12 protein-coding genes are annotated in these 16,819 nt (G+C 72.9%); all 12 read left to right on the forward strand.

Going from position 1 to position 16,819, the window contains the following annotated elements; all coding sequences use genetic code 11:
* The first annotated feature begins 17 nt into the window (after positions 1-17).
* Positions 18-353, forward strand: coding sequence for a hypothetical protein (locus AQJ91_RS19580; RefSeq protein WP_067023035.1), 336 nt, complete (start codon positions 18-20; stop codon positions 351-353).
* Positions 350-742, forward strand: a complete 393-nt coding sequence (locus tag AQJ91_RS19585) for a GPW/gp25 family protein (protein WP_067023037.1) — start codon at positions 350-352, stop codon at positions 740-742. The genes AQJ91_RS19580 and AQJ91_RS19585 overlap by 4 nt, the downstream gene beginning before the upstream one ends.
* Positions 739-3,834 (forward strand): putative baseplate assembly protein, encoded by a 3,096-nt coding sequence (locus AQJ91_RS19590; RefSeq protein WP_067023041.1) that lies wholly within the window; start codon positions 739-741, stop codon positions 3,832-3,834. The genes AQJ91_RS19585 and AQJ91_RS19590 overlap by 4 nt, the downstream gene beginning before the upstream one ends.
* Positions 3,831-7,643 carry a putative baseplate assembly protein gene (locus AQJ91_RS19595; RefSeq protein ID WP_067023044.1) on the forward strand — a complete coding sequence of 1,271 codons (3,813 nt, stop codon included), beginning with the start codon at positions 3,831-3,833 and terminating at the stop codon, positions 7,641-7,643. The genes AQJ91_RS19590 and AQJ91_RS19595 overlap by 4 nt, the downstream gene beginning before the upstream one ends.
* Entirely contained in the window at positions 7,643-9,853 is a 2,211-nt protein-coding gene (locus tag AQJ91_RS19600; RefSeq protein WP_067023047.1) for a hypothetical protein, read from the forward strand. The genes AQJ91_RS19595 and AQJ91_RS19600 overlap by 1 nt, the downstream gene beginning before the upstream one ends.
* 56 nt (positions 9,854-9,909) lie before the next feature.
* Positions 9,910-11,469: a DUF6519 domain-containing protein gene (locus tag AQJ91_RS19605; RefSeq protein ID WP_067023050.1), complete on the forward strand. Its 1,560-nt coding sequence runs from the start codon at positions 9,910-9,912 to the stop codon at positions 11,467-11,469.
* Positions 11,469-12,350 (forward strand): peptidoglycan-binding protein, encoded by an 882-nt coding sequence (locus AQJ91_RS19610; RefSeq protein ID WP_067023053.1) that lies wholly within the window; start codon positions 11,469-11,471, stop codon positions 12,348-12,350. The genes AQJ91_RS19605 and AQJ91_RS19610 overlap by 1 nt, the downstream gene beginning before the upstream one ends.
* Before the next feature lie 474 nt (positions 12,351-12,824).
* On the forward strand, positions 12,825-13,808 hold the full coding sequence (paaA, locus tag AQJ91_RS19615) for a 1,2-phenylacetyl-CoA epoxidase subunit PaaA (RefSeq protein ID WP_067023056.1): 984 nt from the start codon (positions 12,825-12,827) through the stop codon (positions 13,806-13,808).
* A complete protein-coding gene (gene paaB, locus AQJ91_RS19620) occupies positions 13,805-14,101 on the forward strand; it encodes a 1,2-phenylacetyl-CoA epoxidase subunit PaaB (protein WP_067023059.1) in 297 nt (98 codons plus the stop codon). The genes paaA and paaB overlap by 4 nt, the downstream gene beginning before the upstream one ends.
* 9 nt (positions 14,102-14,110) lie before the next feature.
* The gene (gene paaC / locus AQJ91_RS19625) at positions 14,111-14,938 is read left to right on the forward strand and encodes a 1,2-phenylacetyl-CoA epoxidase subunit PaaC (RefSeq protein WP_067023062.1); all 828 of its coding nucleotides are present in this window, start codon (positions 14,111-14,113) and stop codon (positions 14,936-14,938) included.
* A complete protein-coding gene (paaD, locus tag AQJ91_RS19630) occupies positions 14,932-15,441 on the forward strand; it encodes a 1,2-phenylacetyl-CoA epoxidase subunit PaaD (protein WP_067023064.1) in 510 nt (169 codons plus the stop codon). The genes paaC and paaD overlap by 7 nt, the downstream gene beginning before the upstream one ends.
* Positions 15,441-16,766, forward strand: coding sequence for a 1,2-phenylacetyl-CoA epoxidase subunit PaaE (gene paaE, locus AQJ91_RS19635; RefSeq protein WP_234382575.1), 1,326 nt, complete (start codon positions 15,441-15,443; stop codon positions 16,764-16,766). The genes paaD and paaE overlap by 1 nt, the downstream gene beginning before the upstream one ends.
* Positions 16,767-16,819: the final 53 nt, after the last annotated feature.

The following is a 16,819-nucleotide window of genomic DNA, read 5'->3' on the forward strand; positions in this document are numbered from 1 at the left end:
ACGGGGGACGAACCAAGTTGTCCGGGAGTTTGCTCGACGCCGACGCCTTGATCGGCTGCCCGCACGGCGGCCGCGTCAGCGCCGCCACCACATCCACCGGCGGTGTACGGGCCGGCGGCGCCGCCGTCGCCACGGCCGCGCACAGTTACGTGGTCACCGGCTGCCCGCACACCGTCGACGGCGTGCCCATGCCGTGCGTCTCGGTCCGCTGGACCGCCGACGGCACCGGCATCACCGTCGACGGCCAGGCCGTGCTGCTCGACACCTCCGCGGCCCAGTGCCTCACCGCGGCCCGCGTCCCGCAGGGCCCGCCCGTCGTCCAGGCCGCGCAGCGAAAGGTCACCGTCCGATGAGCCGCCGCACCAGCACCCGCCCGCGTTCCGACGTCGCGTTCCCGTTCCGCGCCGACCGGCGGGGACGCACCGCGCACGCCACCCACGGCGAGCACGTCCACGACCTGATCGAGCAGCTCCTGTTCACCAGCCCCGGCGAGCGCGTCATGCGCCCCGACTTCGGCTGCGGACTCCTCGACCTGGTCTTCGCCCCGGCCGGCCCCGAGCTGATCAGCACCCTGGAACTCTCCGTCCAGGCCTCGCTCCAGCGCTGGCTCGGCGACCTCATCGACGTGGAGGCCCTCGACGTGGTCAGTGAGGACAACGTCGTCCGCGTGTACCTGTCGTACGCCGTCCGCGCCACCGGCGCCCGCCGCGACGACGTGTTCGAAGGGAGGGCCACGGCATGACGAGCACGACGACGCCCCGCCGCGCCAAGGTGAGGGCCGCACAGCTCAACGGAGTCGACGCCGTCGAGGTCAGCGACGACGGGCTGCTGCTCACCGTCACCTTCCTCGGCAAGGCCCCGCACGGCCTCTGCCCGGAGAACGTCCGCATCGACGGCGGCCGCCGCATCACCGGCATCACCGCCGTCGACGTCAGCGTCGAGCGGGAGGAGGATCCGGAGCTCGACGACCGGCTCTACGTCACCCTCGGCCAGGCCGGTGACACCTCCCGCTACCGGCTCTCCCTCGTCGAGACCGATCCGTACGGACGGCCCGGGACCGAGCCGTACCGCGGCTTCGACCAGCGCTACCACAGCGCCGGCTTCGCCTTCCGGCCCGACTGCCCGACGCCCTTCGACTGCAAGGACGACGAGCGGGAGCCCGAGGGCTTCCCGGCCGCGCCCGTCATCGACTACACGGCCCGCGACTACGACACCATCCGCAAGCTGCTCCTCGACCGGCTCGCGCTCACCACCCCCGACTGGGTCGAGCGCAACCCCGCCGACCTCGGCATGACCCTCGTCGAGCTGCTCGCGTACACCGGCGGCCAGATCAGCTACCAGCAGGACGCGGTCGCCACCGAGGCCTACCTCGACACCGCGCGCCGCCGGATCTCCGTACGCCGTCATGTCCGGCTCATCGACTACGCGATGCACGACGGCTGCACCGCGCGGGCGTACGTCGCCGTGCAGACCGCCGGCGACCAGACCCTCGCCCCGGGCACCTTCCGCTTCGCCTCCGTCGACGTCCGCACCCTCGACCCGCACGACCGCCCGGAACCCGGCACGGTCGTCGACGAGAACGACCTCGCCGACCTCGACGAGCGCGGGTCCGTGGAGGTCTTCGAACCGGTCGTCTCCGCCGACCCGTTGGAGCTGCGCGTCGCGCACAACGCGATCCGGCTGTGGACCTGGGGCGGCGAGGTGTGCACCCTGCCCAAGGGCGCCACCTCCGCCACCCTGCGGGACGAGTGGGTCGACCCGGAGACCTGCCGGGATCGCCGACTCGACCTGAAGCCGGGTGACGTGCTCGTCCTGGAGGAGGTCAAGGGCCCGCGCACCGGCACCCCCGGCGACGCCGACCCGAGCCACCGGCAGGCCGTCCGCCTCACCTCCGTCACCCCGGCCGTCGACCGCATCGAGGACCAGCCGGTCCTGGAGATCGCGTGGGCCGCCGAGGACGCCCTGCCCTTCCCGCTCTGCCTCACCACCCGCGGCGGCCGCGACTGCCTGCCCGTCGAGGACGTGACGATCGCCCGCGGCAACGTCGTCCTCGTCGACCACGGCCGGACCCTCGGCGGGCTCCCCGAGACGTTCACCGTGCCGCCCGTCCCCGCGGAAGTCGCCCCCTGCGACCCTCCCGCCTTCGGCTGCCACGATCGCGACGAGGGCAACGCCCCCGCACGGCTCATCAACTCCCTCACGGACAAGGCGGATTCGGGCGAGGCGCTCACCCCCGACGACGTCCGCGAGCTGTTCCAGGTGGCGGGCCAGGGCCCGACCACCAGAGCCGGACTCGGCCTGGAACGCGCCGGTCAGCGGCACGAACGCGTCGTCCCCGGCACGGCCTACGCTCAGGCCTCTGCTCTGCGCACCCTGCTCGCCCAGTCCGTCTACCCGGGCATCCGGCCCCGCTTCCGCCCCGTCCTCGGCCGTACGCCCGTCGTCCAGGCCGTGCCGTTCCCCGCCCCGGGGACCGTCGCCGCCGGACAGGCCGAGCGGATCGCCGCCATCCCGGGCCGGGTCCGGCAGCGGCTCGTCGAACTGTGGCGCAGCGCCCGCGACCGGGACGGACTCGGCGAGGCGGAGATCGCCGAACTGACCGTGATCTACGGCCTGAAGCTGCTCGAACGCATCGAGCTGCGCCGCCACCCGGTCCGCGCCCTGCGCGAACTCCTTCACCGCAGCGACCAGTTGCTCGACGCCAAGCTGCGCCGCGTCGAGGTCCTCACGGCACGCGCCCGCGCCGGCACCGTCCTCGACGGGCACATCGCCTGGGAGATCGCCCACAGCTGGGGCCCTGTCCACGCGGCCGGACTGCACCCCGACGAGCCGGTGCTGCGCGGCTCCGCGACCGCCGCCCTCGGCCAGGACCCGCGCCGCGCCCTGCCCGCCGTACGCCTCCACGAAGGCGACGACGTGACCTGGGAGCCGCGCCGCGACCTGCTCGACAGCGCCGCCCGCGACCGGCACTTCGTCGGCGAACTGGACGACGGCGGCCGCCTCACCCTGCGCTTCGGCGACGGACGGCACGGCGCCGAACCCACCCCCGGCTCCCGGCTCACGGCGAGCTACCGCCTGGGCGGCGGCACCGCGGGCAACGTCGGCGCCGAGGCCATCAACCACCTTGTCGTGCAAGGCGATGGCGACGCCCCGGTGGCCACCGTCCGCAACCCGCTGCCCGCCACCGGCGGCATCGAACCCGAACCCGTCGAGCAGGTACGCCAGTTGGCCCCCCTCGACCTGCGCCGCACCCGGCTGCGCGCGGTCACCGCCGAGGACTACGCGGCCCTCGCCTCGGCCCTGCCCGGCGTGCAGCGGGCGGCGGCCACGATCCGCTGGACCGGCAGCGTCCAGGAGGCGCACCTCGCGATCGACGCGTACGGCACCGGCGCCCCGTCGGACGGGCTGCTCGCCTCGGTCGCCCAGTCCCTGGAGCCGTACCGGCGCATCGGCCACGACCTCGTCGTCGGCTCCGCCCGCATGGTCCCGCTGGACCTCGCGCTGACCGTGTGCGCCAAGCCCGGACACCAGCACGGGCAGATCCTGGCCGAGCTGTACCACGTCCTCGGCAGCGGCCGTCGGGGCTTCTTCCACCCGGACGCGCTGACCTTCGGCGAACCGGTACGGCTCAGCCGGCTGGTCGCCGTCGCGGCGGCCGTGCCCGGTGTGGAGAGCGTCCAAGTCACCCGGCTGCAGCGCCTGTTCGAGCCGGTCCGAGGAGAGAAGGAGGACGGCGTGCTGCGGCTCGGCCCGCTGGAGATCGCCACCTGCGACAACGACCCCGACCGGCCGGAGAACGGCCGGCTGGCGATATCCCTGGGAGGTGCCCGATGACCGTGACCGACTCCCTGACCGACGAGTGCGCCTGCGGCGGCGCCTGCCGCGGCGGACACGACGAGCGCCTGGCCCCGGCCCCACTGCACAATCCGCCCGGCCGCACCGCCCTCGACTACCGCGTCGGCGAATACGGCTCCTTCCGGGCCGCCCTGCTCGACCGGCTCGCCTCACCGGCGTACCCGGCGCTCGACGGCCTGACCGTCCGCACCCCGGACGACCCGGCGATCGGCCTCCTCGACGCCACCGCCGTCCTCGGCGACCTGCTCGCCTTCCACTCCGAGCGCATCGCCGACGAGGCCTACGTCCGCACCGCCAACGAGCACCGCTCGCTGGTGCTGCTCGGCCGCCTCGTCGGCCACCGGCCGCGCCCCGGCGTCGCCGCCGCCACCCACCTGGCGTACACCCTGGAACGCGACCCGCGCGCCGAGGCCCTGCCCGTGCTCATCCCGCGCGGCGCCCGCAGCCACAGCGTCCCCGCCTCCGCCGACGAGCAGTCCCTCACCTTCGAGACGAGCCGCGACCTGACGGCCCGCTGGGACTGGAACGAGCTGAAGGTACGGCGTCGCCGGCCCTCCCTCGTCACCCCCGCGGACCTGGAGCGCCGCTCGGAGTTCTTCGTCGAGGGCACCGCGAACTCCCTTCAGACCGGCGACCAGTTGCTCTTCGTCTTCGGTGAACAGGCGGGCGGCCGACGCAAGTTGCTGCCGGTCGCCAAGGCGCGCGTCGACCGGGACGACGAGATCACGGCGATCTCCCTGCCGAAGTCGGCGCCGCCGACCCTGAAGGAGCTCGTCGACGAGGTGCTCCGCTGGACCGCCGAGCCCCAGGCCCCGGGCGAGCCGGGCGACGAGCCGCCCACGCCCGGGGTCCCCAACCCCCGCCCGGTCAGCCGGCTGATCGAGGACTTCGAGGACCAGGTCCTCGCTCCGCTGCGGGAGGACCTGGACGCCGTCAAGACGCCCGAGCGGCTCGCGGCCCGTCTCGCGGAGCCCGTCGCCCGGCTCGGCGAGGCCCAGGTGCTGGCCGAACCGTACGAGGACGTGGCGGCCTGGTTCGAGCAGCTGGAGGCCGTGCTCGCGGAACTCGCCCAGCGAGCCCTGGAGTTGGCGCCCGCGCAGGCCGCCGAAGCGGTACCTCTCAAGGCCACGGAGGCCGACCCCCGCGCGGCAGCCCTCCAGACCCTGGGCGCCGTCCTGCCCGCCCTGCGCGCTGCGACCCCGACACGCCGCGGCGTCTCCGGCCCCGGGCGCCCGGGCACCGACACCGCCCGCCTCCTGGCCGCCCTGGCACCCACCACCGGCAGCCTCTACCCGGCCTGGCGCACGGCCGCCGCCCCCGGCACCCCGCAGCTGCTGCGCGAGCTGCTCGCCATGCGGGTCACCGCGGCGCCCTTCGGCGCCACGGCCCCGCTCAAGCCGGTCCAGGACGACCGGGGCCGCGTGATCCGCACCGCCGACTGGCCGCTCACCGGCGCCGTGCTCGCCGGCATGCGCGTCGTGTACGACCCGGCGGGCAAGGTCCCGGTCCGCGCGGAGTTCCAGTACGTCGAGGGCAGCAGCTCCGACCAGCGCGCCGAGAACCTGCCGCCCGCCCAGCCCGTCACCTTCCCGCTCGGCACGGGCCAGGTCGAGCTGTCCGTCCGCAACGGCCAGGACCGCGACCTGAACTGGCTCAACCTCCCCCACTCTCGAACTCGCTCGAGCGGGGGGACCCCCGTCCCGACCGACTCCCAGGACCCGGGCGTCACCGCCCGCTTCCAGGCGGGTCTGCCCGAGCGCACCCTCTTCGTGTCGCGCCCGGACGACGAGGGCCTGGTCCAGGTAGGCGTCCACAACGGAACGTCGGAGCAGATCGCCCTGCGGCCGGGCGCGAGCGAGCAGTTCACGCACGGCGAGTACGAGGTGAGCGTCAAGTACACGGTGGGCAGCACCGAGCCCAACGTCGAGATCGTCATCGCCAGCAAGCCCGAGCCCCTCAACCGCCGCATGCTGCAGCTGGACACCGTCCACGACGGCATCACGGTCGGCAGCTGGGTCGCGATCCAGCGCCCCGCCAAGGGCGCCCAGGGCGGCATCCCCGGCGACGCCGAGCTCGCGTTCGTCACCACCCAGGTCGTCGCGGCGCGTACGGCGGCGTACACCAACTACGGCATCACCGGGCGTGGCACCGAACTCACTCTGGCCGAACCGTGGTTGGACGAGTTCGACGTCCTGCTGTCGCACATCCGCGACACCACCGTGCACGCGGCGGGTGAACCGCTCCGCCTTGCCGACGAACCCCTCGGCGAGGACGTCCACGGCAACGAGATCGAACTCGCCCAGCTGTACGACGGACTGCAGCCCGGCCGCACCCTCGTCGTCACCGGCGAACGCAGCGACATCCCGGGCACGGCCGGCGTCCAGGCCACCGAGGTCGCCACCATCGCCGCCGCCGACCCGGCCGTCGACCCCCGGCTCCCCGGCGACCACGTCCACACCCGCCTCACCCTGACCGCCGACCTCGCCCACCGCTACCGGCGCGAGACCGTCCGCGTCCTCGGCAACGTCGTCGAGGCCACCCACGGCGAGAGCCGCGAGGAGGCCATCGGCAGCGGTGACTCGGACCGCACGAACCAGACGTTCGCGCTCTGGCAGTCCCCGCTCACCTGGCTCGCCGACGACAACCCCCTCGGCGCCACACCGGTGCTGGAGATCCGGGTGGACGGCGTGCTCTGGCACGAGGTCGACAGCCTCGCCGGACGCGGCCCGAGCGAGCGCGTCTACATCACCGGCTCCACCGCCGACGGCCGTACGACGGTGACCTTCGGCGACGGCGTCCACGGCGCCCGGCTGCCCAGCGGCCACGAGAACATCCGCGCCCGCTACCGATTCGGCACCGGCAAGGCCGCCAACGTCGCCGCCGACCGCGTCACCCAACCCCTCACCCGCCCCCTCGGCGTCACCCGGGTCACCAACCCGCGCCCGGCGAAGGGCGGTTCGGACGCGGACGGCCCCGGCCTGACCCGCCGTACGATCCCCCTCGCCGTCTCCGCACTGGACCGGCTGGTCTCCGCCGCCGACTACGAGGACTTCGCCCGCTCCCGCGCCGGCATCGGCCGCGCCGCCGCACGCGAACTCTTCGACGGACGGCGGCGCGTGCTGCATGTGACGGTCGCGGGCACCGACGACGTCCCGATCGACGGAGACGGTGAGGAATCAGCCACCCTGCGGGCTCTGCGTGGCGCCCTGACCGAGTACGGGGACAGCAACCTCCCGGTCCGCGTGGACGTGCGCGAGCTCGTCCTGCTCCTCGTCGCCGCCAAGGTGAAGGTCGCCCCCGACCACGCCTGGGAGATCGTGGAGCCACGCCTGCGCCAGGCTCTGCTCCGCCGACTCGGCTACGAAGGCCGGGAGTTGGGGCGGCCGGTCCGCCTGTCGGACATCCTGGCCACGGCCCACACCGTGCCCGGCGTCGACTACCTGGACGTCGACGTCTTCACCGGCGTCCCCGCGTCCGCGACACCCGAGGAACTCACCGGGATCCTCACCCGCCCAGGCCCGCCGAGGGCATCGGTGCCGGCGCACCCGGCGACGTACGACGAAAAGGTCCACACGGTCCGCGCCGCGGACGGCGAGACGCTCTCCGAGATCTGCGCGCGGTACGCCATCCCGCTCGCCGAACTCCTGCGCCTCAACCCCGACATCACCGACACCCGGCGCCTCGCCAAGGGCCGCTCGGTGTTCGTCTTCCGCGGCATCCGCCCGGCCCAGCTCGCGCTGCTGTCGCCGAAGGCCGCGGACACCCTGATTCTGACGGAGGTCAAGTGATGTCTGCGAACCCGGCGGATGTCCAGTTCGAGACGGCCACCCAGGCGACGACGGCCAGGGAACCCGACGGACTCGCCGCGCTGCTGCCGCGCTGGCATCTGCTGCGCGACGCCGAGGAGGGCGAGCCGCTGCGCGCGCTGCTCGCGGTGATCGCCGAGCAGCTCGACCGGGTCCGCGACGGCGTCGAGCAGGGCTACGAGGACCTGTTCGTGGAGACGGCGGCCCCCTGGGTGCTGCCCTACCTCGGCGACCTCGTCGGCTACCGCACCCTGCCCGGCTACGAACGCGTCCTCACCACGGGCCTGCACGACGGCGGCCGAGCCGCTCTCGCCGACGCGATCGCCCCGCGCGGCGACGTGGCCGCCACCGTCGCCAACCGGCGCCGCAAGGGCACCCTGCATCTGTTGGAGGAGATCTCCGAGCGGGTCGCGGGCTGGCCCGCGCGTGCGGTCGAGCTGTCGCGGCAGGTCGCCCACACCCAGCCGGTGAAGCTCTACGGGAGCGGACAGCGAGGCGACCGCGGGCGACTCGTCGACCTGCGCGACAACTCCGCCCTCGACCTGGCGGGCGGCCCCTTCGGTGCAACGGCCCGTACGGTCGACGTCCGCCGCGCCGACTCCCGTTACCGGCAGGGCGGTTGGACCCCGGCCGGAGTCGCGCTGTTCGTCTGGCGGCTGAAGGCGTACTCGCTGACGTCGTCCCCGGCGTACTGCATCGACCGCGCCCGCAACCTGTACACCTTCTCGATCCTGGGCAACGACACCCCGTTGGTCACCAAGCCGTTCCCGGAGCCGTCGCCCACACTCCCCCACTCTCGACCTGGCTCGAGCGGGGGGACCCCCACCGCCACCATCGACAACGTCCCGGCGTTCATCGGCCGCCGTCAGCTGCACGACCGGCTCGCCGACTACTACGGCCCCGGCAAGAGCCTCGTCATCCGGCGCGACGGCGAGGACCAGCCCGTACCGCCGTCGGACATCGTGGTCGCCGACCTGTCCGACTGGCGCTACCGGCCCAGGCGCGGCCAGGTGGCCGTCGATCCCGAGCTGGGCCGGATCGCGTTCGGGTCCCGGTCGGCGCCCCGGCAGGGCGTCTGGGTGGACTACCACTACGCGTCCGGCGCGGACCTGGGCGGCGGCGAGTACGAGCGCCCGGAGCGCGAACCGCGTTCCGACGCCGACGTCTACCGCGTCGGTCCCGGACAGCCGTACCGGCAGATCATGGACGCCTACCGGGCCTGGCAGCACGACCGCAGGGCCGACCGCACCGGCCCTGCCGGCATCATCGAGATCACCCACAGCGGCGCCTACCAGGAGCAGCTGGACTTCGACCTCGACCCCGGCGACCGCCTCGAACTGCGGGCGGCCGAGGGGACCCGGCCGGTGATCCGGCTCCTCGACTGGTACAGCAACCGGCCCGACGCCCTCAACATCCGTGCGGTGTCCGAGGACTGCGCCCCGCACGAACGGCCGCGCATCGTCCTGGACGGGCTGTTGGTCGCCGGACGCGGCATCAATGTCACCGGCCCCATGGGCGCCGTGGTCGTACGGCACTCCACGCTCGTACCGGGCTGGTCCCTGGAACCCGAGTGCGAGCCGCACTCGCCCGAGGAGCCCAGCATCGTCCTGGAACGCACCACCGCGTGCCTCCAGATCGAGCACAGCATCCTCGGCACCATCGAGGTCATCGGCGACGAGGTGTCCGAGGAACCCCTGGACATCCACCTCCGCGACAGCATCCTCGACGCCACCGGCAACGACCGAGAGGCCCTGTCCGCACCGGACTGTCGCCACGCCCACGCCGTACTGCACCTGCACCGGACGACCGTCATCGGCGAAGTCCACACCCACGCGGTGAAGATCGCCGAGAACTCCGTCTTCACCGGGAAGCTCCATGTGGCCCGGCGCGGCGTCGGCTGCCTGCGGTACTCGTACGTGCCCGCCCGATCGCGTACGCCCCGCCGGTACCGCTGCCGGCCCGAACAGGCCACCGGCATAAGGCCGTTGTTCACCTCCCAGCGCTACGGGACGCCCTGGTACGGGCTGTTGGCCGACCGGTGTGCCGAGGAGATCCGGCGCGGCTCCGACGACGGCGCCGAGATGGGCGCCTTCCACGACCTGTACCGGCCGCAACGCGAGGACGGCCTGCGAGCCCGGCTCGCCGAGTACACGCCGGCGGGCACCGACGCCGGGATCTTCTTCGTGACGTGAGCCACACCCACCGACTTTGCGAACCCGCACTTTCCTGAACCAGGGGGACCCCCTTCATGCACGCTGATCTCTCCCGCCTCACGTTCCGCCCGGAACGGCACTACTCGGCGGTCATTGCCCAGCAGGGCCGCGTCCAGCTCGACGCCGACACCAACGAGCAGACCGCGATCCAGCTCCACCAGACCCGCACCTTCGCCGCCGACCTGATCGGCCGGCACGGCGGACCGAAGGACGCCGTCGGCTTCCGCATCGAGTACGTCGGCGGCAAGCACGACCTGGACACCCTGTACATCCACGGCGGCCGCTACTACGTCGACGGCATCCTGTGCGACGCGTACCGCCCGGCGCCGGGCACGCCCGTGCAGGCCGATCAGGTCGACGCCGAGGAGCAGGACGACACCGCGGAGCCGCTCACCCACTGGACCTACTGGGACCAGCCCGACGGGTACCGCAACCCGGAGAAGCCGGGTGACCGGCTGCCCTCGCCGGCCCGGTCGCCGTTCGTGGTCTACCTCCAGGTGTGGGAGCGCGCGGTCTCCGCCGCCGAGGAGCCGGCCCTGCGTGAGGTCGCGCTCGGCGCGGCGATGCCGGACACCGCCGCCCGGGTGAAGGTCGTCTGGCAGGTGCTGCCGCTGTCCCTGGCCGCGCTGGACATCGAGGAGACCGACCCGTCCAAGGAGGTCGTGCGCGCGGCCTTCGACCAGTGGGCCAGGCGGCGGTCGGCCGCGTCGGCCCGGCTCGCCGCCCGCAGCGAGCGGCCCGACCATGCCGACGAGGACCCGTGCCTGGTCAAGCCGGACGCCCGCTACCGCGGCCAGGAGAACCAGCTGTACCGCGTCGAGGTCCACGAGGGCGGCGAGGCGAAGGACGCCACCTTCAAGTGGTCCCGCGAGAACGGCTCGGTGGTCTTCCCGGTCGACGAACTCGACGGCACCTGGGTGCGGTTGGCGTCCCTCGGCCACGACGACAAGCTGGACCTCGACGTCGGTGACCGCGTCGAGTTCACGGACACCGCGTACTCCTCCCGCCTCGAAGCCCTGCCGCTGCTGCGCGTCGAGGAACTGGACCTGCCGGGCCGCCGCGTCCGCCTGTCCGCCGAGCCGGAGCCGGGCGTCGGACGGCTGCCGCACCTCAACCCGTTCCTGCGCCGCTGGGACCACCACGAGGGACCCAAGCGCAAGGGCCGCACCTCCGCCCTGCGCAACGGGGCGGTCAAGGTAGAGGAGGGGGAGTGGCTGCCCCTCGAGGACGGCGTCGAGGTGTACTTCGCCAAGGGCGGCACCTACCGCACCGGCGACCACTGGATCATCCCCGCCCGCACCGCCACCGGCAGCGTCGAATGGCCGGCCGACCCAGCCCGCCGCCCGCTGCTCCAGGAACCCGTCGGCATCGCCCGCCACTTCGCACCGCTGGCCCTGGTCAAGGGCGAGTACGGCGCCGTGGACCTGCGCCTCGCCTTCGGCCCGCTGGCCAGCAGCATCCCGGCGGCCGACGAGGCGACGCTCGCGGCGGAGGAACAGGCACGACGGGAAGAGGAGGCCGCGGAGGCCGACCCCTCCGGCGGGAGGTCGCAGACCACGGCCGAGGCGGAGGCCGCGGCGGAAGGAGACGAGTGATGGCGAAACCGCTGAGCGCGTCCAAGATGGTGGAGATCCTGCGTGCCGAGGGCCTGACGGTCCATGAGGTGCGCAAGTGGCGCACCCACAACCGCAACACCAAGGGCCCCTGGGGGCCGGTGAACGGCGTGATGATCCACCACACCGTCACCAGAGGCACCGAGGCCTCCGTGAACATCTGCTACAACGGCTACTCGGGCCTGCCGGGACCGCTGTGCCACGGCGTCATCGACAAGAAGGGCCACATCCACCTGGTCGGCAACGGCCGTGCCAACCACGCGGGTTCCGGCGACAGCGACGTCCTGCGCGCCGTGATCAACGAGTCGAGGCTGCCGGCCGACAACGAGGCCGACACCGACGGCAACAGTCACTTCTACGGCTTCGAGTGCATCAACATGGGCGACGGCAAGGACCCCTGGCCCGAGGCGCAGAAGGAGGCCATCGAGAAGGTCTCCGCCGCGATCTGCCGCCACCACGGCTGGAGCGAGCGCTCCGTCATCGGCCACAAGGAGTGGCAGCCGGGCAAGGTGGACCCGCGCGGCTTCACCATGGACGGCATGCGCAAGCGCATAGCGGAACGGCTGAGCGGCAAGGCACCCAAGCCCGACCCGAAGCCCAAGCCGGTGACGTACGAGCCCTTCCCGGGGGCCGGCTTCTTCCACGTCGGCCAGAAGTCCCCGATCATCACCGCCATGGGCCGCCGACTGGTCGCCGAGGGCTGCGGCCGCTACGAGGAGGGCCCCGGCCCCGAGTGGACCGAGGCCGACCGCCGCTCCTACGCCGCCTGGCAGCAGAAGCTCCACTTCAGGGGCAAGGACGCGGACGGCATCCCCGGCAAGGTCAGCTGGGACAAGCTGAAGGTGCCCGACGGCGGCAAGTGAACGACCGGTCCGACCCCTCGCCCAGGGTACCCCTCGGGGGTACCCTGGGCGGTTCCGGTGCGGACGAGGGGAGCGGACGCGGTGCACGTCGAGGGATACACCGCGGACGGGTACGAGACGGTCCGCGAGGGGGCCGGACGAACTCCCGCGCCTGGCGCCAGTCGGTCTTCGGCGCCCGCATCACCTGGACCCTCGGCTTCGTGCGCGACCAGGGAAAGATCGCCAAGGGTGGCTCGGCGGCTCGGCGGCCTGGTGGTCGTGACGGCACGGGCACGCGTGCGCGTACCTGACGCGGAACCTCGGAGACCACTCGCGAGCGGCTCAGATCGCGACGGCGCTGGGTGACGACCTGACGGTGGTCGGCGAGGGTCGGCGAGCCGGGCGGCGCATGTGATCGCTTGAGGGGTCTTGCTCCGTCCCGCGAAACACGTCACACTAATACCGAACGAATGGTCGGTTGGGAAGCTGGTATCGATGACCACGACACACTCCGCCGAGGCCGGGGCGCCGCCCGAGGACGGGCTTCAAGCGCACTTCGACGCGACGATCGCGCGGGACCAGCGGATCGAACCGCGCGACTGGATGCCGGACGGCTACCGCAAGACCCTCGTCCGGCAGATCGCGCAGCACGCGCACTCGGAGATCATCGGCATGCAGCCCGAGGGCGAGTGGATCACCAAGGCCCCGTCGCTGCGCCGCAAGGCCATCCTGTTCGCCAAGGTCCAGGACGAGGCCGGGCACGGGCTGTACCTGTACTCGGCGGCGGAGACGCTCGGCGCCGACCGCGCGGACCTCACCGACCGGCTGATCGAGGGCCGCCAGAAGTACTCGTCGATCTTCAACTACCCGACGCTGAGCTTCGCCGACGTCGGCGTGATCGGCTGGTTCGTCGACGGCGCCGCGATCTGCAACCAGGTGCCCCTGTGCCGTAGCTCGTACGGCCCGTACGCGCGCGCGATGGTGCGGATCTGCAAGGAGGAGTCCTTCCACCAACGGCAGGGCTACGAACTGCTGATGACGATGATGCGCGGCACCGAGGAGCAGCGCGCCATGGTCCAGGACGCCGTCGACCGCTGGTGGTGGCCGTCCCTGATGATGTTCGGTCCGCCCGACGACTCCTCGCCCAACTCGGCCCAGTCCATGGCCTGGAAGATCAAGCGGCACAGCAACGACGAACTGCGCCGGCGCTTCGTCGACATGACCGTCCCGCAGGCGGAGAAGCTCGGCGTCACCCTGCCCGACCCCCAACTGCGCTGGAACGCCGAGCGCGGCCACCACGACTTCGGCACCCCCGACTGGGACGAGCTGATGCGGGTCATCAAGGGCGGCGGCCCGTGCAACGCCCAGCGCATGGAACGGCGCCGCAGCGCCCACGAGGACGGCGCCTGGGTGCGGGAGGCGGCCACGGCCCACGCGGCCAAGCAGAGCGAGCGAGCCAAGAAGGAGACGGCGGCATGACCGGGACGAGCAAGGCCGACTGGCCGCTGTACGAGGTGTTCGTGCGCGGCAAGCGCGGGCTCAACCACGTCCACGTGGGCTCGCTGCACGCGGCCGACGACGCCATGGCGCTCACCCACGCGCGCGACCTGTACACGCGGCGCAACGAGGGCGTGAGCATCTGGGTGGTGCGCAGCGAACACATCGCAGCCTCGACCCGCGACGAGAAGGACCCGTTCTTCGCGCCCAGCGCCGACAAGGTCTACCGCCATCCGACCTTCTACGACATCCCCGACGACGTCCCGCACATCTGAGGAGAGGGCATGAGTGACGACCACGTCTACCTGACCCTCGCCGAGGGGCACGAGGACGACACCCGCTGGGCCTACGGCACCGGCTTCGAGGACCCCCTGCACGGCGTGGACACCACCGTGCCCGAGGGCATCGACACCGGCCGCCTCGCCGCCGACTGCGTGGCCCTCGCCGACGACGCCCTGGTCTCCGCCCAGCGCCTCGCCGAGTGGATCACCCGCGCCCCCGAGCTGGAGGAGGAGGTGGCGCTGGCCAACATCGGCCTCGACCTGCTCGGCCAGGCCCGCCTGCTCTACTCCCGCGCCGGCCAGGCCGACGGCACCGGCCGCGACGAGGACGCCTACGCCTACTTCCGTGACGCCGGCGACTTCCGCAACGTACGTCTCGCCGAACTGCCCAACGGGGACTTCGCGTTCTCGATCGTGCGGCTGCTGGTGCTGTCGAGCTGTCGGGTGGCGCACTTCCACCGGCTGACCTCGCACACGGACCCCGTCCTGGCGGCGATCGCCGCGAAGGGCGTCAAGGAGCTGACGTACCACCGGCAGTACGCCGCGGAGTGGGCGGTGCGCCTGGGCGACGGCACGGAGGAGTCGCACCGCCGCATGCGCAGGGCCATGGACCAAGTCGCCCCCTACCTGGGCGAGTTGTTCACGACGTACGACGTGCGGGACGAGGTCGTCGCCGACCTGCGCCAGGTCACCGAGGCGGCCGGACTGCCCATGCCGGTGTACCGTCCGCTGCCCGGCGCGGGCCGCGACGGCGAACACACCGAGCATCTCGCCCCGCTGCTCGCCGAGTTGCAGGGCGTGGCGCGCGCCCACCCGGAGGCGACATGGTGACGACCCTGCCGGATGCGCGGCACGCCCGGCATATCGCCGAGCAGGTGCCCGACCCCGAACTGCCCATGCTCACCCTCGCCGACCTGGGCGTCCTGCGGGACGTCGAGGTCACCGAGGACGGCACGGTGGTCGCAAGCCTCACCCCGACGTACTCGGGCTGCCCGGCGATGGCCGAGATGCGGGCGGACGTGGCCGCGCGGCTGCGGGACGCCGGGTACCAGCGCGTGGAGATCCGCACGGTCCTCAACCCGCCCTGGACCAGCGACTGGATCACCCCGGCAGGCCGCCGCAAGCTCGCCCAGTACGGCATCGCCCCGCCCGGGCCCGCTCCTCGCGGCGGCCCTGTCCCTCTCGTCCTGTCCCCCACGCGGCACATGGTGTCCTGCCCCCGCTGCGGCTCGACGGACACGGAGGAGACCTCCCGCTTCGCCGCCACGTCCTGCAAGGCCCTGCGCCGCTGCCGCGCTTGCCGCGAGCCGTTCGAGCACGTCAAGGAGATCTGATGAAAGGCCTGAGCGAAGAGCCGACGGGACGGCTGACGCCCGGCGTGACGGCACGGCCGTCGCCCGGCGCGGCGGCGCCGATCGGCTCCGGCGCGGCGGGGTCGGTCGCCTCTGGCTCGGCGGGGTCGGTCGGCGCCGGCCCGGTGGTGCCGGTCGCCTCCGGCTCGGCGGGACCGGCTGCCTCCGACTCGGCCGCGCCCACCGCCCCCGACCCGGCGGCGCCCACCGCGCTCACCACCCCCAGCCCGGCCACACGCCCCCGTCGCCGTCCGGCCTTCCGTCTCCTCCGTGTCGCCGCCGTACAGCCACTGTGCTCCGATGCGGTGGCCGTCAGTTTCGAGGTTCCGGTGGAGCTGGCCGAGGAGTTCGACTTCGCGCCGGGGCAGTCGCTGACCCTGCGGCGGGAGGTCGACGGGCGGGACGAGCGGCGGTCGTACTCGATCTGTTCGCCGGTCGGGGCCGTGCCGCGTATCGGTGTGCGGGTGGTGCCGGGCGGGCTGTTCTCGTCGTGGCTCGTCGACGAGGTGCGTCCCGGTGACAGCGTCGAAGTCATGGGCCCCACCGGCGCCTTCACCCCCGACCTCACCGCCCCCGGCCACCACGTGCTGATCGCGGCCGGCTCCGGCATCACCCCCATGGTGTCCATCGCCGAGTCCGTCCTGGCAGCCGGTTCCCGCTCGACCGTCACCCTCTTCTACGGCAACCGCCGCACCGACACCGTGATGTTCGCCGACGAGCTGGCCGACCTGAAGGACCTCTACCCGACCCGGTTCCAGCTCGCCCACGTCCTGTCCCGCGAACCCCGCGAGGCCGAGGTGCTCTCCGGCCGCCTGGACGCAGACCGGCTCACGGCGCTCGTCGACGCGCTGGTCGACATACCGACCGCCGACCACTGGTGGCTGTGCGGCCCGCACGGCATGGTCCGGGACGCCCGGCGCGTGCTCGGCGAACTCGGCGTACCCGCAGACCGCGTTCACCAGGAGCTGTTCTACGCCGACGACGAGCCCGTGCGGGAGGTCCACCACGAGGAGACCGGCCCCGAAGGACCCGTCAGCCAGGTCACCATCACCCTCGACGGCCGCTCCACGACGTCCACGCTCTCCCGGGAGCGGAGCATCCTCGACGGCGCCCAACGGACCCGCCCGGACCTGCCGTTCGCCTGCAAGGGCGGCGTCTGCGGCACCTGCCGTGCCCTGGTCACCGACGGCAAGGCCGACATGCGCCGCAACTTCGCCCTCGAACCGGCCGAGGTGGACGCGGGCTACGTCCTGACCTGCCAGTCGTATCCCGTCTCCGAGACGCTGACGGTCGACTACGACAGCTGAGCCACGGCCGTACGAAACGAAAGACCTCCGGCGGGACAGCCGGAGGTCTCAAG

The organism is Streptomyces dysideae (assembly GCF_001514305.1).
GTDB lineage: Bacteria > Actinomycetota > Actinomycetes > Streptomycetales > Streptomycetaceae > Streptomyces > Streptomyces dysideae.

Coding starts and splice junctions, on each gene's coding strand:
- AQJ91_RS19585 (WP_067023037.1), top strand. CDS start 350: ATGAGCCGCCGCACCAGCACCCGCCCGCGTTCCGACGTCGCGTTCCCG.
- AQJ91_RS19590 (WP_067023041.1), top strand. CDS start 739: ATGACGAGCACGACGACGCCCCGCCGCGCCAAGGTGAGGGCCGCACAG.
- AQJ91_RS19595 (WP_067023044.1), top strand. CDS start 3,831: ATGACCGTGACCGACTCCCTGACCGACGAGTGCGCCTGCGGCGGCGCC.
- AQJ91_RS19600 (WP_067023047.1), top strand. CDS start 7,643: ATGTCTGCGAACCCGGCGGATGTCCAGTTCGAGACGGCCACCCAGGCG.
- AQJ91_RS19605 (WP_067023050.1), top strand. CDS start 9,910: ATGCACGCTGATCTCTCCCGCCTCACGTTCCGCCCGGAACGGCACTAC.
- AQJ91_RS19610 (WP_067023053.1), top strand. CDS start 11,469: ATGGCGAAACCGCTGAGCGCGTCCAAGATGGTGGAGATCCTGCGTGCC.
- paaA (WP_067023056.1), top strand. CDS start 12,825: ATGACCACGACACACTCCGCCGAGGCCGGGGCGCCGCCCGAGGACGGG.
- paaB (WP_067023059.1), top strand. CDS start 13,805: ATGACCGGGACGAGCAAGGCCGACTGGCCGCTGTACGAGGTGTTCGTG.
- paaC (WP_067023062.1), top strand. CDS start 14,111: ATGAGTGACGACCACGTCTACCTGACCCTCGCCGAGGGGCACGAGGAC.
- paaD (WP_067023064.1), top strand. CDS start 14,932: ATGGTGACGACCCTGCCGGATGCGCGGCACGCCCGGCATATCGCCGAG.
- paaE (WP_234382575.1), top strand. CDS start 15,441: ATGAAAGGCCTGAGCGAAGAGCCGACGGGACGGCTGACGCCCGGCGTG.